Raw genomic sequence first — 19,302 nt, forward strand, 5'->3', positions numbered from 1 at the left:
GTTGGCGTCGCGGGGTCGTCCCCGCGAGGTGCCAAGAGTGCCGAAGATGGGCCGCTCGATCAAGTTTGCGGAGTATTGGCCAACGCGCGGCGGTCTTCCTTCTCGCTCATGCGACGAAAGTAAGTCGACAGCAATGCCCCGGAAATATTGTGCCAGACGCTGAACAGCGCACTGGGCACCGCCGCCAGTGGCGAGAAGTGCGCACTGGCCAACGCGGCGCCAAGCCCGGAGTTCTGCATGCCCACTTCCAGCGCCAAGGACTTGCGTTGCGCCAATGGCAACTTGAACAGGCGTCCGGTGAAGTAGCCGAGCAGGTAGCCGAAGCTGTTGTGCAGCATCACCACGGCCATGATCAGCAGACCCGATTCGGCGATCTTCGCCTGGCTGGCGGCGACCACGGCGGCGACGATGATCACGATGCTGACCACCGAGACCAGCGGCAGCACCTCGACCGCATGACGAACCCGATCACCCAGCAAGCGTTGCGCGAGTACGCCGAGCACGATCGGCAGCAACACTACTTGCAGGATCGACCAGAACAGCTCCATGAACGACACCGGCAGCCAGGCCGAGGCCAGCAGCCAGATCAACGCCGGGGTGAGCAGCGGGGCGAGGAGGGTGGTGACGGCGGCGATGGCCACCGACAGTGCCAGGTCGCCACGGGCCAGCCAGGTCATCACGTTGGATGACGTACCGCTTGGGCAGCAGCCCACCAGAATCACGCCAACGGCAATTTCCGGCGGCAGGTGAAAGACCTGGCACAACAACCACGCCACGCCGGGCATGATCACAAAATGCGCGACCACGCCCAGGGCAACGCGCCACGGATGGCGGGCGACCTCGGCGAAGTCTTCGAGTTTCAAGGTCAGGCCCATGCCGAACATCACCAGGCCCAGCAGGGGGACGATGGCGCTTTTCAGGCCAAGGAACCAACTGGGTTCGAGGAAGGCCAGTACGGCAAATATCAACACCCAGTAGGCGAAGGTATTGCCGACGAAGCGGCTCAGGGCAGCGAGTGCGCGCATGGGAGCGTCCTTTCTTGTTCGATTTTTAATTGGCAATGCGATCAAAGGTGGGAGGGGGCTTGCCCCCGATGGCGGTGTATCAGCTAATGGATTTTTGACTGATACACCGCTATCGGGGGCAAGCCCCCTCCCACATGTTGACTTTCACATGGCTTAGATGCCTTGTGGCGTCTCTTCACCGCCGAGTGCTTCGACCAACGCCGGCAGGAATTCGCCGAAGGTCAGCATCATCAGGGTGAAGCTGGCATCCAGTTGGCCCAGGGCTTCGTCACCGCCGTCCTGTTCAGCCTGGTCCTGCAGCAGGTCTTCGAACTTCAGACGCTTGACGGTCATCTTGTCGTCGAGCATGAAGGACAGCTTGTCCTGCCAGGCCAGGGACAATTGGGTCACGACTTTGCCGGTGGTCAGGTGCAGCTGGATTTCTTCACCGGTCAGGTCCTGGCGCTTGCAGCGCACGATCCCGCCGTCTTCATGGGTGTCGCGCAGTTCGCATTCGTCGAGTACGAAGAAGTCATCGGCCGGTTTCTGGGTGGTGACCCAGTCGGTCATGATCGCCGTCGGTGCGGTTTTCACGGTCAGAGGGCGTACGGGCAGGGTGCCGATCACTTCGCGCAGGGTGGAAAGCAAGTCTTCCGCGCGTTTCGGGCTGGCCGAGTTCACCAGGATCAGGCCCTGTTTCGGCGCGATGGCGGCGAAGGTCGACGAACGACGGATAAAGGCGCGTGGCAGGAAGGCCTGGATGATCTCATCCTTGATCTGGTCGCGTTCCTTTTTATAGACCTTGCGCATTTGCTCGGCCTCGATTTCCTCGACCTTCTCTTTAACCGCATCACGCACGACGCTGCCCGGCAGGATGCGTTCCTCCTTGCGCGCGGCGATCAGCAAGAAATCCCCGCTGACGTGGACCAGGGGCGCGTCTTCACCTTTACCAAAGGGTGCAACGAAACCATATGTAGTCAGTTCCTGGCTTGCACACGGGCGCGCCAGTTTGGTGGCCATGGCCGCTTCCAACGCCTCGGCATCAACAGGCAGATCTTGGGTCAGGCGATAGATAAGCAGGTTCTTGAACCACATGGGGTGAGTCTCTCCTCTATACAAAGGGGGGCATTATTCTCTTGATCACGCCGCAGGCCAACCCTGCGTAAGCCATTGGAAGGGCTGAAAAAAAAGATTTAAGAAAGTGCTTGCCAGACCTGGGAGCGCTCCGTAGAATGCGCGCCACACCGAAACGAAGGGTGATTAGCTCAGCTGGGAGAGCATCTGCCTTACAAGCAGAGGGTCGGCGGTTCGATCCCGTCATCACCCACCATTCGCTTCATGTGTTACGCGCAGCGGTAGTTCAGTCGGTTAGAATACCGGCCTGTCACGCCGGGGGTCGCGGGTTCGAGTCCCGTCCGCTGCGCCATATTCGGTCACCTGGAACGCTGAACGCCAGGTCACCACAGGAAGCCCGCTCATCGAGCGGGCTTTTTATTGTCCGAGATATGGCAAAAAGTCGTGCGGTGAACTTTTTTTAAATAAAGTGCATTTAAATCAAGACATTACGATTTTTTGGTGTATGATGCGCCCACACCGAAACGAAGGGTGATTAGCTCAGCTGGGAGAGCATCTGCCTTACAAGCAGAGGGTCGGCGGTTCGATCCCGTCATCACCCACCATTCGCTTCATGTGTTACGCGCAGCGGTAGTTCAGTCGGTTAGAATACCGGCCTGTCACGCCGGGGGTCGCGGGTTCGAGTCCCGTCCGCTGCGCCATATTCGGTAACCTGGAACACTGAACGCCAGGTCGCCACAAGAAGCCCGCTCATTGAGCGGGCTTTTTTTCGTCTGCACAATTTCGCTGCAATTCCATCTGCAACCACGGTTTTTAATCAAACAATTAAGCCGCGCCGTTAGAACAACGGCGCATGCAGTGCGTTCGTGCGCTCGAGCATTGAGTGCGATAAGACATGTCGGGTATAGATTGAAGGCAGGAGCGGCGTTCGGTTTGCGTCACATTGCAACGGGAGAGGCGTCATGCAGCACCTGGATCACTTATCCTTGCACTTGTTCATTCTGGTCTGTGAAGAGGGCACGATTGCACGCGCCAGCGAGCGGGCATTCATCGCGCCGTCGGCGGTCAGTAAACGTATTTCCGATATTGAGGCGCGGTTTGGTACGCCGCTGCTGAACCGTAGCAAGCGCGGGGTTGAACCGACCCCGGCGGGGTTGGCGCTACTTCGGCACGCTCGGTCCCTGACGCGCGCCATGGAGCGGCTCGACAGCGAGCTTAGCGAATACGCCGAAGGCGCCCGAGGGCATGTTCGGGTGTTGGCAAACATCTCGTCCATCATGGAGTTCCTGCCCGAAGAACTGTCGGACTTCATGCTCGAACACCCAAGAATCCAGGCAGACATCGAAGAGCGTTTCAGCCCGGACGTGGTGCGCGGAGTAGCCGAAGGCAATGCCGATCTGGGTATTTGTCGACGATCAATGGCCGTGGGCGACCTGGAGTTTCTGCCCTATCGACGGGATCATCTGGCGGTCGTGGTAGGGGCGAACCATGCCCTGGCAAATCGTACCCATATTGCGTTCGCAGAGACCCTGGCCTTTGATCACTTGGGGCTATCCGCTTTCGCCACATTGAATAGCTTTATGCGCAGTGAAGCGACGAAGGAGGGCCATGAGTTGCGGTTTCGCTCCCATGTGTCGTCATTTGACGCAGCCTTTCGCCTGGTGCAATTCGGCTTGGGACTTGCCGTGTTCCCACTGGAAGCAGTGGAGCGGTATGCGCGGTTGTTTGACTTGCGGATCATCCCTCTGACCGACGATTGGGCATTGGGTGAGTTCGTTATCTGTGTCCGTGATCGGGATGCACTTTCCCCGTCGGCCCGGCGATTGCTGGATCATCTGCTTTTGCGAGCGGCATCGCTTGCGACCCGCACCTGACGGTATCCGTCGCGGTTGGCGATGGCTCACCGCGTAAATCACGTCTTTTTGCTGACTCCCTGGCTCTCTAATCTGAAGGTGCGCTTCAGCCTGTGAGAGTTTTTTTCATGACAACAATAACAATCAACGAAGTCGGCCTGCGTGACGGTTTGCAAAGCCTTCAGGCCACTATGCCGACATCTGCCAAACGACAATGGATTGATGCCGCCTATGCCGCAGGTGTGCGGTACATGGAAGTCGCGTCCTTTGTTCCCGCCAAACTGTTGCCGCAGATGGCCGATGCCAAGGAGGTCGTCGCCCATGCCTTGAGTTTTCCTGATCTGGTGGTCACGGTCCTGGCGCCTAACTTGCGCGGCTGTCGCGATGCGCTGGAATCCGGCGCGCACCGTATCATTGCGCCCGTGTCCGTCAGCGCAGCCCATAGTCTGGCCAATGTGCGGCGTACTCCGTTGGAGATGGTCCAAGAGCTGGCGCGAATGTGCCAGCTGCGTACTGAATCCGGCTTGCACACCGTTCAAGTGATCGCCGGAATGTCCGTGGCCTTCGGCTGTACCCGCCAAGGTGATGTGCCATTGAGCGATCTCTGCGCGTTGACCGGGCACGTGCTGCAAGCCGGCTGCGATCTGGTGTCCCTGGGAGACACCACGGGCTACGCCAATCCCGGCCAGGTGGCGACCACCTTGCAGGCGGTTCGCGCCATCGCGGGTGACAAGCTCAGGGCCGCGCACTTCCACGACACTCGAGGCCTGGCGCTTGCCAATAGCCTGGTCGCCGTTCAGCAAGGTATCACCGAACTCGACTCATCACTGGCCGGGCTGGGCGGTTGTCCGTTTGCACCGGGTGCATCCGGCAATACGGTCACAGAAGACTTGGTGTTCATGTTGCAGAGCATGGGCTGCGAGACGGGCATCGACCTGGCAGCCCTGATCGACTCTCGACATGTGCTCAGCGAAGCACTGCCGCACGAGACGCTCTACGGCTGCATTGCCCGAGCTGGCCTGCCCCTCAATTACGCATCAATCGTCGGTCGCGTCTGAACCTGCCCGATCAAGGAGAACCCTAATGTCCAGGCTTCCACTGGACGGCATTCGTGTCGTTGAAATTTCTCACATGGTAATGGGCCCGACCTGCGGAATGATCCTGGGTGATCTCGGTGCCGAGGTGATCAAGATTGAACCGATCCGCGGAGACGGTACACGCCGTCTGCTGGGCGCCGGTGCCGGTTTTTTTCGCACGTTCAACCGCAACAAACAGTGCATCGCCATCGACGTCAATACTCAGCAAGGGCGAGATGCGGTACTGGAGCTGATCGATACCGCTGACGTATTCATCGAGAATTTCAAGCCCGGGCGCATGAGCGAGCTCGGCTTCGGTTACGCGGCGATTCGAGCACGTAATCCGCGCATCATCTACGCCTCGCACAAAGGCTTTCTCAACGGCCCCTACGACAATCGCCTGGCCCTGGATGAAGTGGTGCAAATGATGGCAGGCCTGGCCTATATGACCGGCCCGGTGGGCAGGCCTCTGCGTGCCGGCAGTTCGGTGAACGACATCATGGGCGGCATGTTCGGTGCTATCGGTGTGCTTGCTGCGCTCAACGATCGTAATGTCACCAACGTTGGTCGCGAGGTGCAAAGCGCGCTTTACGAAAACTGCGTACTGCTCGCTGCCCAGCATATGCAGCAATACGCCGTGACCGGCCAGGCGGCTGCACCGATGCCAAACCGTATCAGTGCATGGGCCATTTACGATGTATTCGAGTTTGCCAATGGGGAGCAGATGTTCGTCGCCGCCACGGGTGAAGGTCAGTGGACCGCACTGTGTCAATTGCTCGGTCAGACCGCGTTGCTGGACGACCAGACCCTCGCTACCAACAATGATCGCGTGCTGCAGCGGCCACGTCTGCTGGCTCACTTGGCTGAAGTCTTCGCCAGCATGGACGCTCAAGCGCTGGCCCTGGAACTTGAGGCAAACAGTATCCCGTTTGCTCCGATTCGACGGCCCGAGGAACTGTTCGAGGATCCTCATCTGCTGCACAGCGGTGGCCTGGCAAATCTTGAGCTCGAAGACGGATCGTTCACCGCCATGCCATTGCTGCCGTTGTCCCTGGATGGCGAGCGACTGCAACCCCGTCGATCTATTCCACGCGTCGGCGAGCACACCCACAAAGTCATGCGTGAACTGGGCTACAGCGAGGATCACATTGCCGAGCTGTGTGCCGCCGGTGTTCTGAAAACCGACGCTCAGGCTTGAAGGAGGAACTGACATGGCTATTTATCAATACGACACCCTTATTCCTGCCATCCACGCCGAAACTTTTGTCGCGCAAGACGCTACCGTCATCGGCAATGTCACGCTGGCGCAGGGCGTCAGTGTCTGGCCCCAGGCTGTTCTGCGCGGTGACAACGAGCCGATTCGCATCGGTCAGCACAGCAATGTGCAGGAGGGGGCGGTGCTGCATGCCGACCCGGGATTTGCACTGACGGTGGGCGAGGGCGTCACCATCGGCCACCAGGCCATGTTGCACGGTTGCACCATCGGCGACGGAGCGCTGATCGGGATTCAGGCTGTTGTGCTCAATGGCGCGGTCATCGGCAGGAACTGCCTGGTCGGTGCCGGGGCGGTTGTCACCGAAGGCAAGGTGTTCCCGGATAACTCGCTGATTCTCGGCGCACCTGCCAAGGTCGTGCGCGAACTGACACCTGAAGCCATTGCCGGCATGCACCGAAACGCCGCCGACTATGTCGTCAAAGGCCAGACTTACAAGGCCAAACTTATTCTGATCGGCTGAACCCATCGAGCAGGGTTCCCGAAGAGCCTTGCCTCTCTCCAATAATTACAACAATGGAGAAACATCATGGTTGCCATGACTGGCGAAATCGCGCTTGCGCGCAATGCAGAAACAATCAACGAGCTGCTGCTCTATCGGCGTGTGGCTTGGCGAATCATGCCGCTGGCCATTATCTGCTTTCTCTTTTCCTATTTTGACCGCATCAACATCAGCTTCGCCAAGACCCAGATGCAGCAAGAATTGGGTTTGTCCGACGCAGCGTACGGCCTGGCCGCAAGCATGTTCTTTTTCGGCTACGTACTCTTTGAAGTCCCCAGCAGCCTGGGCCTCAAGCGCTATGGTGCGCCTGCCTGGATCTGCCGGATCATGATCTCCTGGGGGCTGGCAACGGCGGCGCTGATGTTCGCCTACACGCAATACACCCTGTACTTCCTGCGTTTTCTGATCGGCGTCATGGAAGCCGGTTTTGGCCCGGCGATCCTGTTCTATCTGGCGTGCTGGTTTCCCAAGAAGCACCTGGCGAAGATGAATGGCCTCTGGTTCCTCGCTGTACCTCTGGCAGGCGCCGTCGGGGGCCCGGCGGCGGGCATTCTGTTGGGCACAATGGACGGCGTGTTCGGTCTGGCTGGCTGGCACTGGCTGTTCCTGATGTCCGGGCTGCCTTGTGTGGTACTCGGCCTGCTTGTGCTGTGGAAGCTGGACCGAGACATCGAATCGGCCAAATGGTTAAGCCGTAGCGAGAAGAATCTGCTGGCGGCGAACCTGGCGCATGACAAAGTCAACGACAAGCCGGTATTGGGCTCCTTGTGGCGTGTGTTGCTGACCCGGGAAGTCGCGATCATGGCGTTCATCTACTTTGTGATCAAGACCGCTTCTTATGGCCTCAATTTCTGGATGCCACATCTGATCAAGTCGTCCGGTGTGCAGAGTCTGTTCTGGATAGGGATGCTTTCGGCGCTGCCTTACATCGTGGCCTGTATCGGCATGATATGGCTGACCCGGCGTTCCGATCGCACGGGTGAGCGCAAGACTTACCTTGTTCTGTGCCTGGCGGCGTCGGCAGTTGGCTATCTGTTGGCTTGCCTGTTCTCGGATTCATCCTGGGCCATGATGGCAGCGCTCGTACTCGCGACTGCGGGTACCTTTATTGCGATTCCGATTTTCTGGACCATTCCGCAATCGACCTTTTCGGGATTGGCGATCGCCACGGGGACTGCGGCGATCAACTCCATCGGTCAATTGAGCGGTATGGTTGCCCCGGTGATGGTGGGCAAAATCAACGACCTGTCCGGCTCTACCTATATGGGCATGCTCTCCATCGCACCGCTGATTCTGGTCGCAGGTTTTGTAGTCATGCGCTACGTCAGGAATCCTGGGGCCTGACCTCGTTATTCAATCCTGGAAGGGATAGTCCACTAAACCCGCCCGGCAGGCTTTTTGCCTCAGCCGATCGCCTGGGTCACCAGCGCAAACTCGGTGACCCCGGCGCTTGATCGGGGCGGCACACCGCGCACCATCCGTGGCGCGTTATCCACGCAGGGCAGCCCCAGGTTCTCCAGCCAGTCGGCCAACCCGCACGCGGTGGGGATATCGAGACGCACGAACGCACCCGGGATCAACCGAAGAAGGTAAATGATCAAGTGTCGTGACTGCTCCGGGTGTTGCGCGACGACGGGGCCAATGAGGTGGCCGCGACCAAATTGGCGGAGCAGGGCGCACCCCTGCAGGTGCCCCTCTACCTCGATGCCCACCACGTGTTCGGCCGTCGGCAGCAGGTCGTTGAGTACATCGGTGCGGTCCAGGCCGCTACCGGCGTTGGCCAGTTCGATCACCTTCGGGTAGTCGACCCGGCTCAGTACGCGACATTGCGCGTGGTGGTTAGCGGGCAGGAGTGCCGGCGTCTGCGGCACCCCCTGATGCTGCTCAATGCGTGCAAATTCAACGAATCCCATGCTGGCGTACAGCGGCGCGCCTGACTCGGTGGCATTGAGGATCGGCGTGCACGGGCCCACGGCGTCCAGGCACAGATTCATCAGGCGACGCCCGATGCCTTTGCGCTGGTGCTGATGACTGACGATCACCAGGCCGATGGACGAATAAGCCCCCTGATGACAGGCGAATGCGACGCCTGCCAAGACACCGTCCTGTTCGGCGACGAAGCCTTGGGATGTGCGCTGCACCATCGCCCAGTCTTCCTCGCGATGCGGCCATTTGAGGCGTACGGAGAGTGCATGGGCGGCGGGCATGTCGGCGGCGGTTGCCGGCCGGTACAGGTAAGCGGGACTCACATCGGTTTTCTCTGCTGGCATGCAGGCACCCAGCCTACGGCGTGTTGCGGCTGTGGCGGTAATCGCTGACCGCTTCGTACACCGCCTTGCGCAGGCGGTTGATACCACCGATAGGGCGGTGTGCCTCCACGCCGAACCAGGGGTTGAATGACTGGTTGTCGCAGGCGAGGTTCAGCGCAGGGGTGTCGAAATCCTGCGCCGGGATCCGCACCTTGGCCACGGTTTCAAAAGGCGCGTCGCTTTCCTTCCATTCGATGCTGGTGTCTTCGATGGGCATGAATGCCTGCGGGTTCTGTCGCTGGATCTGCAACACGAAGCACGCCGGCACGCGGTCGGTGGAGAGCTGCTGGTTCAGGGCGCTGCGCAGGAAGTTCGGCAGGTCCTGGTTCTGTTTGGGCAGCACGTATTCGGGGCAGCTTTGCGGGTCGGGGGCGACGCGGAACTTGGCGTTGGCCGCGCCGAACTTGTAGGGCGAAACCGAGAAGTAGGTGGTCTGCGTCGGACTGGCCGGGGCGGGCGCGAGGGTGGCCAGGGCGATGAACAGGTGGCGCAGCTGCCAGGTGCGCGGGTCGGCCTTGGGGAAGAACGCCAGCACTTTCTTGCCATCCGCCTGGGCGCCGATGTTCTGCGCATATTCGGCCACGTCGCTGACAAAGAAGTTCGGGTGGCTGAACATCACGAAGTCCTGCTCGGTGCGCGTTTGCTGATCGGCCATCAGCTGTTTGCCCGGTACGTCCAGCAGCTTGATGGCCATGCCGCGGGCATCGCGGATGCTGTCGAATTGCGGGTAGGCGTTGCCGTTGGACAGTCGCATCATCGCCTGCCAGGTTTTACCTGGCGTTGTGAACACGCCCTGGCGCAGGGCCGGGTCGAGATCGGACGGCACGCTGACTTCGGCCCTCACACAACCATGGGCCTTGGCGTGGGCATCGCGCAGGTAGCGCGTGCCCTCGCGGTGCTGGTCGACAATGCGCACGGCGGTCTGGATGATGCCCTGGGTCATGGCGGCTTCACCGGGCGGGATCTGCTCATCCGGCGACACCGGGCCGCTGTGTTGCCAGGCGTACCAGGCGCTGGTGCCGAGCCAGCCGAGCAGGCCGAGACCCACCAGCCACAACAGGGTTTTGCCGAGAAACCGGCCGATGCGCAGCCAGAGGCGAGCGAGCAGGGAAGGTCGGTCGTAGGGGGATCGAATCATCATGGCAGTTGTTGCTCCAGCGGGCCGCCCAGCACTTTGAGGTATTCCAGCAGCGCCCAGCGTTCCTGCGGCTGCAAGCCACGGCCGATGACGCCGTTGCCACGCTGGCCGGCACGGAATTCGTGGCCGCTGTTGTGGTTGCCGGTGATTTTAGTATCGAACACAAAGGCATTCTTGAACGCGTCGGTCTCAAAGCCGAGATGGCGCGGATCATAGTTGAAGGTGCCTTTATAAAAGGTGGTGCTGCGCTCGTCCTGGGGCGAGAGCAACTGGTAGATCGTCGGCACCGAACCGTTGTGCAGGAACGGCGGCGTAGCCCAGACGCCGGCCAGTGGCCGCGCTTTGTAGGCGCGCAACTCGCGCACACCGATGGGCAGCCCGTAACCGTCCAGGCGCGGGCGCTCAGCCGGGGTCACGCCGGCGGCGCGGTAGGCGTGGTCCTCGACGAACGCGGTGACGTAGGCCAGGCCCTTGGCCACGGACATCTTTTTCAGGTCCAGTGGCTCGGTCGGCGTGGGATGCAGTTGGACGTTGAGACTGGCCAGCTCCGCCGGGTCCCATTGCAGCGCGCTGAGGTCGTAGCGCTGGTCGGCGATGTTGTTGGCGGTGCCGGGGTCGGTGCCGATGTAGTCCACCGGCAGCATTTTCAATTGCTGCACCGGCCGGCCGCCTTCTTGCGTGACGGTGGGCACGTGACAGCCGGCGCAGTTCTCGGCGAACAGTGCACGACCCTGGCCGGCAAGGGGCTTGTCGACGGCGCCGAACAGGTCTTCGGGCCAGGTGGGTGGCTTGAGACGCTGCAGGGTTTCTTCGATCAGGTTCAGGTCGCGTACCCGTACGCTGGAAGGGTAGCGCGCATCGCCCTGCAGGGGCTGGCCGGCACTGTCGAAGAAGTCCAGGGTCGCGCCGACGCCGAGGGCTTCACCGATATTGCGCGCCATCGGTTGCTGGGCCGAACCGTTCCATTGCACCCAGTCGAAGGTCCAGATATCCCACAGCTGCGGGTAGTCTACCGGTGCGTTGGCGATGCGATAGTTTTGCGGGGAAATGGCGTCGCCAAAGCTGGCATTGGCGATGCGGCCGAACGCATCGGTGCGCCCCGGGCCTTCTTCGGTGGGGTAGAGGCCACGGTGAGTATCGTTCCAGGCGACCTTGAGGAAGCGGTTCAGCGACTGTTTGAAGTCCTGGCGCAGTCGGCTGTGCTCGGCATCGTAACGGTCCCCCAGGACCTGGCGGGCGAAGCGCTCGAATTTCCACGGGTTGTAATAAGTCGCCGCAAGGCTGGCGACCAGGGCCTGGCCGAAGCTGCCGCCGCGCAAGGTCGGCACGCTGGACGGCAGCACATGCTGGGCTGAGCCGCCGTCGATGCGCAGGGCCTGGCCTTTGAAGTGCAGCTCGCCGGTGTGGCAGGCGGCGCAGGTGATATCCAGGTATTCAACGCTGCTGCCGGCGTTCTTATGCCGGGCGAAACCCACGGGCAGGTTGCCGGGGTTCTGCGCGCTGGGCGCCTGCCTGGGGTCCACCAGGAAGCCGAAACGCGCCAGGTACTCCGGCGTGGCGAAACGGCGCTCGGAAAAGGGCAACTCCAGTGCGGTGAACCAGTCGTAGTGCAGGCCTTTGACCTGGGTGCCCTGGGGCGTGAAGTAATAGGTCTGGCGGTCGGCGGCACTCCATTGGTCCTGATAGTGCACCTGCTCCACGGGCACATAGTCCGGCAGCCTGGGGTTGACCGTGTAATAGAGCACCACGGCCAGCGTCAGGCCCAGCACCAGGGGGATCAGGAGTAAGACACGGGTAAAAATGCGCAAGTTAACTATCCTTGTCGAGGGGTCGCGTTGTTATGCCACTACGCCAGGGTGGCGGCAAGTGGCCATGAGCCTGGAATGACAGGTCCCGCGTTCCGTCGCGGGCCTGCATCATGAATGAAATTGCTTTTAAACACGTGAACTTATCAGACGTTTCCTGCTCACATGCCGGTAGCCATTGGTCGTGGCCGCCTGATAAGCTCGCGACTTTATTCGAATGCCCTTTTGGCGCATGAACAAGGAAATAGCATGAAACAGCATCGGTTGGCGGCGGCGGTGGCCCTGGTTAGCCTGGTACTTGCGGGTTGTGATTCGCAGACCAGCGTAGAGCTGAAAACCCCGGCGCAGAAAGCTTCCTACGGCATCGGCCTGAACATGGGCAAAAGCCTTGCCCAAGAAGGCATGGATGACCTGGACTCCAAAGCGGTAGCCCAAGGCATTGAAGATGCTGTCGGCAAGAAAGAACAGAAGCTCAAAGACGACGAACTGGTTGAAGCCTTCGCCGCACTGCAAAAGCGCGCTGAAGAACGCATGACCAAAATGAGCGAAGAGTCGGCGGCGGCCGGCAAGAAATTCCTCGAAGACAACGCCAAGAAAGACGGCGTGGTCACCACCGCTTCCGGTCTGCAGTACAAGATCGTGAAGAAGGCCGACGGCGCACAGCCCAAGCCTACCGACGTAGTGACTGTTCACTACACCGGCAAGCTCACCAACGGCACTACCTTTGACAGCTCCGTGGACCGTGGCAGCCCGATTGACCTGCCGGTCAGCGGTGTGATCCCGGGTTGGGTCGAAGGCCTGCAACTGATGCATGTTGGCGAGAAGGTCGAGTTGTACATTCCGTCCGACCTGGCCTACGGCGCCCAGAGCCCGAGCCCGACGATTCCAGCCAACTCCGTGCTGGTATTCGATTTGGAGCTGCTGGCGATCAAGGACCCAGCCAAGGCTGAAGCCGCTGAGGCACCGGCTGCACCTGCCGCCAAGAAGTAATCGGCGCTGCGAATAACGACACGCCCCGTTTCGACGGGGCGTTGTTGTTTTCGGGGCTGCTCAAACGATGCGACTATCTATCTGACTCCCCGAGATCAAAATGTGGGAGGGGGCTTGCCCCCGATGGCGGCCTCTGGGCCGACCAGGATGCTGGATTGGACCGAGTACATATCCGTTTCTGCGGTCATGGCTGCTAATGGTTCCGCTTTTACAGCGGCTCACTTTTGAAAAGCGCAAAAGTAAGCAAAACGCTCTTGCCCCACCACTCGGCACCTCGCCCAGGCTCGGTGTGCCCGAACGCAGGCTTGAATCCGTGGGCCGCCGCCACGCGCCATCCATGGCGCGGGGCGGCTAACCCGGCGTCCTGCCGGGTTACCCACGAATTCAAGCCTGCGTTCGGCCAGCGTGGTTTAACGGGGCGCCTAAGATCAAAAGCAGATCAAGATCAAGAGCGGCTCGCTGCGCATCGTGGTTACGGTTGGGCACTGCGTAGGTAGGCTATCGCAGGTACGCCAGCTGTCACGTTGAAGCCTGCGCAAATCCAAACGAACGTCCCCAACCTGACACAGTCTGATATAAGACTCGAGCACGGGTAGCCGCACAGACCTGCCAAGTCAATGAATTATTGGGATTTTCTGATGTGCGCAAAAAACGCCCGATCTGACTGCAAGCCTTGTAGTCCGCGGCTTTCAGCCATGAAAAAAGGCTCTGTTCACAAGGTTATCCACAATTTGTGTGGATAACCTTTCTGTCGTATGGAACTGGAGTGACACATGAAACCACCTTTCAATTTCACCCGTTTCCTGCCTATGGCGGCGCGCTTGCTTGGGCGTGGCCGTCTGCCAACTCTGTTGTTTGCCGTCGCGGCCAAAAGCTCGAACCAGGGCAATCGGTTGGGCCAGCTCAAGGATGACCTCAAGCTGCTCCAGGCGCTGTGCCTGGCCTACTGGCGCGGCGAGTATCGGGCAATCAGTCCCAAGGCGTTGATTTCGGTGGTGGCGGGGCTGATGTACTTCCTCAGTCCGATTGACGCGATTCCGGATTTTATTCCCATGTTCGGCATGTTTGACGACATCGCTGTGCTGGCCTGGGTCATGAAGACCCTGAGCGGTGAGCTCAGCGCATTTCGCACTTGGCGCGATGCGCAACGCCCGGAAAAGCTGGCGGTGGTTGAGCGCCTGCCGGCCACGCCCGAGCTGCTCGCCCAGGAAAACCCGCAAAAAAACTAGTGTTGTTGGCTATCCCCTGCGACCTCCGTGGCTGTTAGGATTACACTTCCAAGGAAGAAGTAAGGAAATAACTTACTTAGTAAGTGTTTTTATCCTACGGGGCAGTCATGGATATCCAGATCATTTCACGTAATGGCGAACCCGAATATGCGGTGTTGCCATGGGACCAGTACCAGGCGCTGCTGAAAGCGGCCGGTCAGCAACACCCCGCACAGGCTTCTTCCCCCGCCGCACCGATTGCCCCCGACCAGGCGTTGCACCCGCTTGCAGCCCTGCGCGGCCTGCGTGAAGGCAAGGGCCTGGCGATCGAGACCCTGGCGCGCACAGTGGGTATCAGCCCCTCGTATCTTGGTTTGATTGAACGTGGTGAACGCCAGCCGGATGCCGCCATTCGCCGCAGCCTGGCCTGGGAATTGGGCGTTGCAGGTTGGAGGGAAGAATCGTGAGCTTACGTATCAGCCGTCAGCATTGGGATGGGTTACTCAACGAACTGGACCAGGCGCGCCGCCAGCGCCATCTGCTGACCTACCGTGCACTGCTCGAGCGCCTGCAATTCCCGACGCCGGCGATGCAGACCCTGGCCGCCGCCCTGGAGCACCTGGCGGCGCTGGACGCCAAGGCCGAGCAGCCGCTGCGCAGTTCTCTGGTGATCAGCCAGGGCGCCAGCCGCCTGCCGCGCACGGGATTCTTTGAATGCGTGGAGCGCCTCGGGCGTTTCAGCGGGCCTTCCGACGGCGTGGCCGCCGCCTCCTGGCACGCTTCGGAGGTGGTGCGGGTGTTCGAGTACGAGTATCCCGAATCCGCCGAGGCTTAAGCCGGCAGCAGGTCCAGGCTGTCGATCACATGGATGCTGTAGCCGATTATTTCCTTGGCATGGTGCTTGGCCTGCGACGCCAGTTCTGCCAACTGGCTGGCATCGAGTTGCGCACAGACTTGTGGATACAAATGCACCACGCCAATCGACAGTGAAAGCAAAGCGAACTCCTGGTGCACGCCCTGGCGGTTGAGTGCGGTGAAGCAGCCGGCGTCAAGGTGTTCGGCGCGGTAGAAGCGTCGGCATTGGGTGTGAAAGTCGTCCAACAGTTGATTGAGCCGTTTGCGCCAGTCCTGTGGGCCCAGCACCAGCAGAAAGTCGTCGCCACCGATATGCCCGACAAAGTCGCGGCTGGGATCGACCCGGTCGTTCAGGCACTGTGCCAGGCACAACAGCACCTCATCCCCGCGCCCATAACCGTAGATATCGTTGAAGGGCTTGAAGCTGTCGATGTCCACGTAGCAGATCACCGATTCACGCTGTTGCTGGAGCAGCCGCGTCAGGCACTGCTGGATCGGCACGTTGCCCGGTAACAGGGTGAGCGGGTTGGCGTAGCGCGCCTGCTGGATTTTCAGTTCGGTGATCAACTTGAGCACATCGATGACCCGGCCCAGGCCCAGATAATCGCCGTTCAACGTAATGATGAAATCTTCTTCGATGCGTTGCCGTGCGCGGCTGGTGAGCAAGCGGCTGACCTGCTGCAGGGATTGGCTCAGTTCCACGGCCAGAAAGTCATCGCTCATCAGCCGGCTGATGGGTTTGCGTGCGAACAGGTCGGTCGCGAAGGGTTTGAGCAGCGCGTCCGACAGCGAGTGTCGATGCACGATGCCCACCGGACGGCCGCGACTATCGAGCACCGCCAATGAGTTCAGGTTGGCCTGGCGGCGGAATGATTCGAGCACCTGGGCGGTTGCAGTGTTTTGATCCACTGCAGGCTGTTCAATGAGCAGGGCGCTGAGGTCGCTGCTTTCTTCATTCAGGGCGACATTGGCGTTATCCGGCTTGGGCAGCATCAAGCGTGCCTCGTGCGGCGGCTGCTCCTGCGGGCGACAGAGCAGGTAGCCCTGGACCAGGTCCACGCCCATGTCGGTCAAAACCGCCAGCTCTTCGGGAAGTTCAATACCTTCGGCGATCACTTGGGCGCGGGATGCCTTGGCGATCTGCATGATCGAGCCGACAAATTCGCGTTTGAGGGCGTCCTGGTGAATGCCGTCGATAAAATGCCGGTCGATCTTTACGTAATCCGGGCGCAGCTCCGACCATAACCGCAGGCTGGAGTAACCGGCGCCCAGGTCATCCAGGGCGATGGCAAAGCCCATGTCGCGGTAATGATGCAACGCGATCTGCAGCAGCTGAAAATCATCGGTGGGCGTTTGCTCGGTGAGTTCGATCACCACCTGGCTGGGGGGAATACCGTAGTCGCGCAGCAGTTGCAGTGTGCGCCCCGGCTGATGCGCCGTTTCGACCAGGGATTCCGGGGAGATGTTGAGAAACAGCTTGCCCGGTAGCTTCTGCTCGCTGAAACGCCGGCATGCGCTCTCGCGGCAAGCCATTTCCAATTCGCTCAGGCGCCCGGCATTGCCGGCGACGGCGAACAAGGCGACGGGGGAGTGCAACGGGCTGTTGGACGGGCCGCGACTGAGGGCCTCGTAGCCCAGGACGCGTCGTTCAGACAGGCAAATGATTGGTTGGAACAGGCTGTGCAAACTGCCTTGAGCCAGGATAGAGCCCAATGCATCCAGCTGTTCGGTCATGGTCATGGCACTCTCGATCGAAAAAAAAGGACCGCAGGCTTGAAGCCTGCGATCCTGTATTTCACGACAGAATGATGTCTATATGATGACACTCCAGAGAGCGCTCACATTAAATTGCCATCATTTACTGCTTGGCCACCTGTTTGGTGATTTTCAGGTAGTCCAGCAGGATGCGGCCGGTTTCGGCCAGGTAGGCGTCGTCTTCCGGCTTGGTTTTTTCCGCCTCGGTCGGCAGCGCATCTTCATCTTCTTTTTTCAGCTCTTTGAGCGGGTCTTCGCCCTTGGCCTTGCGGCGCACGTTTTCCAGCACGAGCTGTTGGTTTTCAATGTCCGCGTGCTGCTTGCGACGGTCCGCTTCGTTGAGGCTGACGGTTTTCTCTTCCATCAACTTCTTGGCCAGCGCCAGCTTGTCGCGGATGAAGACGAACTCGGCATCCTTGGCGGAGCGCGTGTCGTGGTCAGCTTTCAGCTGTGCCAGGAACGGCTTGAACGGATCCGATGCCGGCTTGATCGCAGGGCGGATAGTGTCCCACGGCATGGCTTCGGGCAGGGCGCTCTCGCCGATTTCCTTGGTGTCGATGATCGACGGGAAGTCGATGTCCGGCAGTACGCCCTGATGCTGGGTGCTCTGTCCGGAAACCCGGTAGAACTTGGCCAGCGTCAGTTTGAGTTCGCCATGGTTCAGCGGCTGGATGGTCTGCACGGTGCCTTTGCCGAAGGTCTGGCCGCCGATGATCAGCGCGCGGTGGTAGTCCTGCATGGCGCCGGCGAAAATTTCCGAAGCCGAGGCTGACAGACGGTTGACCAGCAGCGCCATCGGGCCTTTGTAGAAGGCGCCCGGGTTCTCGTCTTCGAGCACGTCGACACGGCCGTCGGCATTGCGCACCAACACGGTCGGGCCCTTGTCGATGAACAGGCTGGTCAGCTCGGTGGCTTCCTGCAGGGAACCGCCGCCGTTGTTGCGCAGGTCGATGACCACGCCGTCGACTTTTTCCTTCTGCAGCTCAGTGAGGATTTTCTTCACGTCGCGGGTGGTGGACTTGTAGTCCGGATCACCGGCGCGGAACGCCTTGAAGTCCAGGTAGAAGGCCGGGATTTCAATCACGCCCAGCTTGTAGTCCTTGCCATCCTGCTTGAGGTTGAGGACTTTCTTCTGCACGGCCTGGTCTTCGAGCTTCACCGCTTCACGGGTGATGGACACGATCTTGCTGGTCTGGTCGTTCGGCGCATTGGTGTGCGGAATCACTTCCAGGCGCACCACGCTGCCCTTGGGCCCACGGATCAGCTTGACCACTTCGTCCAGGCGCCAGCCGACCACATCGACCATCTCTTTGTCGGCCTGGGCCACGCCGATGATCTTGTCGGCCGGGGCGACCTGCTTGGTCTTGTCCGCCGGACCTGCCGGCACCAGGCGCACGATCTTGACCTGGTCATTGTCGCTTTGCAGGACGGCACCGATGCCTTCCAGGGACAGACTCATATTGATATCAAAATTTTCCGCGTTATCTGGCGACAGATAATTGGTGTGCGGGTCGTAGGACATCGCAAAAGTGTTGATGTAAGCCTGGAAGATGTCTTCGGCACGGGTCTGGTCCAGTCGCGCCAGTTGATTCTTGTAGCGCTTGGTCAACAGTTCCTGGATGGCCTTGGGCTCTTTGCCGGCGATCTTCAACCGCAGCACTTCATCCTTGACGCGTTTGCGCCACAGGTCGTCGAGCGCAGCGGTGCTGGTCAGCCAAGGGGCGTCCTTGCGGTCCACCAGAAGGGTTTCCTTCTCGGTGAAATCGAGCTTGTCGATGCCTTTGTTCAACTCACCCAGGGCGAAGTCCAGACGCGCTTTGACGCGGTCCAGGTAGCGCTTGTAGATGGTGAAGCCGGGCTGCAGGTCGCCGCTCTTGAGCAAGTCGTCGAACTGGGTCTTCCATTTGTCGAACTCAGTGATATCACTGGCCAGGAAGTAGCTGCGCGACGGATCCAGCAGCTTGAGGTAGCTGTCGTAGATGATCACCGAGCGCGCGTCGTCCAGCGGCGGCTTGCTGTAGTGATGGCGCTTGAGCAACTCGACGACGTTAAGGCTGGCAATCACCTCATCGCGATCAGGCTGAAGGTTGTCCCAGCTATTGGCTGCGAACGTATTGGTCGACATCGACGCGAAGCCGAGACCAATAAAAAAAGCGAGGGCGGTGCTGGGGAACAGATGCTTCATGCTGATTCGACGCGGGGGCAATTGATAACGCATATTAGGCCGTCTTTGAGGGAGCCGGTTCCATATGGTCCGGTCGCATAATGCAAAAAGCCCGACGCTACTGCAACGGGCTCAGTCCGGACTCACTATGGAGGCACTGTGAGAGCATTGCAAGGCGTCGGGGGTCATGTCGAGTGGTGTAATCGCTCGGTCCTACCTGCAATGTAGGCCAAGTTCGCGTTTGCGTGGTGGAAGCGGGCGCTCATCGTGCTGAATATTCCAGAGTTGTCATAGGA

16 protein-coding genes and 4 tRNA genes are annotated in these 19,302 nt (G+C 60.1%); 13 read left to right on the plus strand and 7 right to left on the minus strand.

The genetic code is table 11. The features are described 5' to 3' along the window. Nucleotides 1-59 precede the first annotated feature (59 nt). Nucleotides 60-1,025 (minus strand): bile acid:sodium symporter family protein, encoded by a 966-nt coding sequence (locus tag MRY17_RS08720; RefSeq protein ID WP_181285593.1) that lies wholly within the window; start codon nt 1,023-1,025, stop codon nt 60-62. A gap of 153 nt (nt 1,026-1,178) precedes the next feature. Next, complete coding sequence (rdgC, locus tag MRY17_RS08725) at nt 1,179-2,099, minus strand: recombination-associated protein RdgC (RefSeq protein ID WP_119735561.1); 921 nt, start codon at nt 2,097-2,099, stop codon at nt 1,179-1,181. 159 nt (nt 2,100-2,258) lie between these two features. Here rdgC and MRY17_RS08730 point away from each other — a divergent pair. From MRY17_RS08730 to MRY17_RS08770, 9 genes are all read left to right on the plus strand, one after another. Continuing rightward, a tRNA-Val gene (locus tag MRY17_RS08730) sits at nt 2,259-2,334 on the plus strand. A 19-nt stretch (nt 2,335-2,353) separates the two neighbouring features. Then, nucleotides 2,354-2,430 (plus strand) — tRNA-Asp (locus tag MRY17_RS08735). Nucleotides 2,431-2,607: 177 nt separating this feature from the next. Beyond that, nucleotides 2,608-2,683 (plus strand) — tRNA-Val (locus tag MRY17_RS08740). Nucleotides 2,684-2,702: 19 nt separating this feature from the next. Next, nucleotides 2,703-2,779 (plus strand) — tRNA-Asp (locus MRY17_RS08745). 261 nt (nt 2,780-3,040) lie between these two features. Continuing rightward, nucleotides 3,041-3,952: a LysR family transcriptional regulator gene (locus tag MRY17_RS08750; RefSeq protein WP_181283533.1), complete on the plus strand. Its 912-nt coding sequence runs from the start codon at nt 3,041-3,043 to the stop codon at nt 3,950-3,952. A gap of 107 nt (nt 3,953-4,059) precedes the next feature. Next, the gene (locus MRY17_RS08755) at nt 4,060-4,989 is read left to right on the plus strand and encodes a hydroxymethylglutaryl-CoA lyase (RefSeq protein WP_191956789.1); all 930 of its coding nucleotides are present in this window, start codon (nt 4,060-4,062) and stop codon (nt 4,987-4,989) included. A gap of 25 nt (nt 4,990-5,014) precedes the next feature. Then, on the plus strand, nt 5,015-6,205 hold the full coding sequence (locus tag MRY17_RS08760; protein WP_191956790.1) for a CaiB/BaiF CoA transferase family protein: 1,191 nt from the start codon (nt 5,015-5,017) through the stop codon (nt 6,203-6,205). 13 nt (nt 6,206-6,218) lie between these two features. Beyond that, nucleotides 6,219-6,743 (plus strand): gamma carbonic anhydrase family protein, encoded by a 525-nt coding sequence (locus tag MRY17_RS08765; RefSeq protein WP_181283530.1) that lies wholly within the window; start codon nt 6,219-6,221, stop codon nt 6,741-6,743. A 66-nt stretch (nt 6,744-6,809) separates the two neighbouring features. Beyond that, nucleotides 6,810-8,126: an MFS transporter gene (locus MRY17_RS08770; RefSeq protein ID WP_243353589.1), complete on the plus strand. Its 1,317-nt coding sequence runs from the start codon at nt 6,810-6,812 to the stop codon at nt 8,124-8,126. A gap of 59 nt (nt 8,127-8,185) precedes the next feature. Here the strand turns inward: MRY17_RS08770 and MRY17_RS08775 are convergent, their stop codons facing one another. Genes MRY17_RS08775 through MRY17_RS08785 form a run of 3 tightly spaced genes read right to left on the minus strand, consistent with a single transcriptional unit; the run spans nt 8,186 to nt 12,037 of the window. Next, nucleotides 8,186-9,052 (minus strand): GNAT family N-acetyltransferase, encoded by an 867-nt coding sequence (locus tag MRY17_RS08775; protein ID WP_243353590.1) that lies wholly within the window; start codon nt 9,050-9,052, stop codon nt 8,186-8,188. Between the two features lie 13 nt (nt 9,053-9,065). Further along, complete coding sequence (locus MRY17_RS08780; RefSeq protein ID WP_243353591.1) at nt 9,066-10,232, minus strand: catalase family protein; 1,167 nt, start codon at nt 10,230-10,232, stop codon at nt 9,066-9,068. Continuing rightward, nucleotides 10,229-12,037, minus strand: a complete 1,809-nt coding sequence (locus tag MRY17_RS08785; protein WP_243353592.1) for a di-heme-cytochrome C peroxidase — start codon at nt 12,035-12,037, stop codon at nt 10,229-10,231. Before MRY17_RS08785 ends, MRY17_RS08780 begins: the two co-directional genes overlap by 4 nt. 246 nt (nt 12,038-12,283) lie before the next feature. Between MRY17_RS08785 and MRY17_RS08790 the strand changes: the two genes are divergently transcribed. From MRY17_RS08790 to MRY17_RS08805, 4 genes are all read left to right on the plus strand, one after another. Continuing rightward, nucleotides 12,284-13,024 carry an FKBP-type peptidyl-prolyl cis-trans isomerase gene (locus MRY17_RS08790; protein ID WP_057725993.1) on the plus strand — a complete coding sequence of 247 codons (741 nt, stop codon included), beginning with the start codon at nt 12,284-12,286 and terminating at the stop codon, nt 13,022-13,024. A gap of 773 nt (nt 13,025-13,797) precedes the next feature. Further along, nucleotides 13,798-14,253, plus strand: coding sequence for a YkvA family protein (locus tag MRY17_RS08795; protein WP_181285772.1), 456 nt, complete (start codon nt 13,798-13,800; stop codon nt 14,251-14,253). A 107-nt stretch (nt 14,254-14,360) separates the two neighbouring features. Then, nucleotides 14,361-14,699: a helix-turn-helix domain-containing protein gene (locus MRY17_RS08800; RefSeq protein WP_181285771.1), complete on the plus strand. Its 339-nt coding sequence runs from the start codon at nt 14,361-14,363 to the stop codon at nt 14,697-14,699. Then, on the plus strand, nt 14,696-15,067 hold the full coding sequence (locus MRY17_RS08805; protein ID WP_005786715.1) for a hypothetical protein: 372 nt from the start codon (nt 14,696-14,698) through the stop codon (nt 15,065-15,067). The genes MRY17_RS08800 and MRY17_RS08805 overlap by 4 nt, the downstream gene beginning before the upstream one ends. Here the strand turns inward: MRY17_RS08805 and MRY17_RS08810 are convergent. Next, nucleotides 15,064-16,827, minus strand: a complete 1,764-nt coding sequence (locus tag MRY17_RS08810; RefSeq protein ID WP_243353593.1) for a bifunctional diguanylate cyclase/phosphodiesterase — start codon at nt 16,825-16,827, stop codon at nt 15,064-15,066. The genes MRY17_RS08805 and MRY17_RS08810 overlap by 4 nt on opposite strands. A gap of 118 nt (nt 16,828-16,945) precedes the next feature. Next, a complete protein-coding gene (locus MRY17_RS08815) occupies nt 16,946-19,027 on the minus strand; it encodes a carboxy terminal-processing peptidase (protein ID WP_240995381.1) in 2,082 nt (693 codons plus the stop codon). Between the last annotated feature and the right edge of the window lie 275 nt (nt 19,028-19,302).

Origin of the sequence: Pseudomonas orientalis, from assembly GCF_022807995.1 — a bacterium.
GTDB lineage: Bacteria > Pseudomonadota > Gammaproteobacteria > Pseudomonadales > Pseudomonadaceae > Aquipseudomonas > Aquipseudomonas orientalis_B.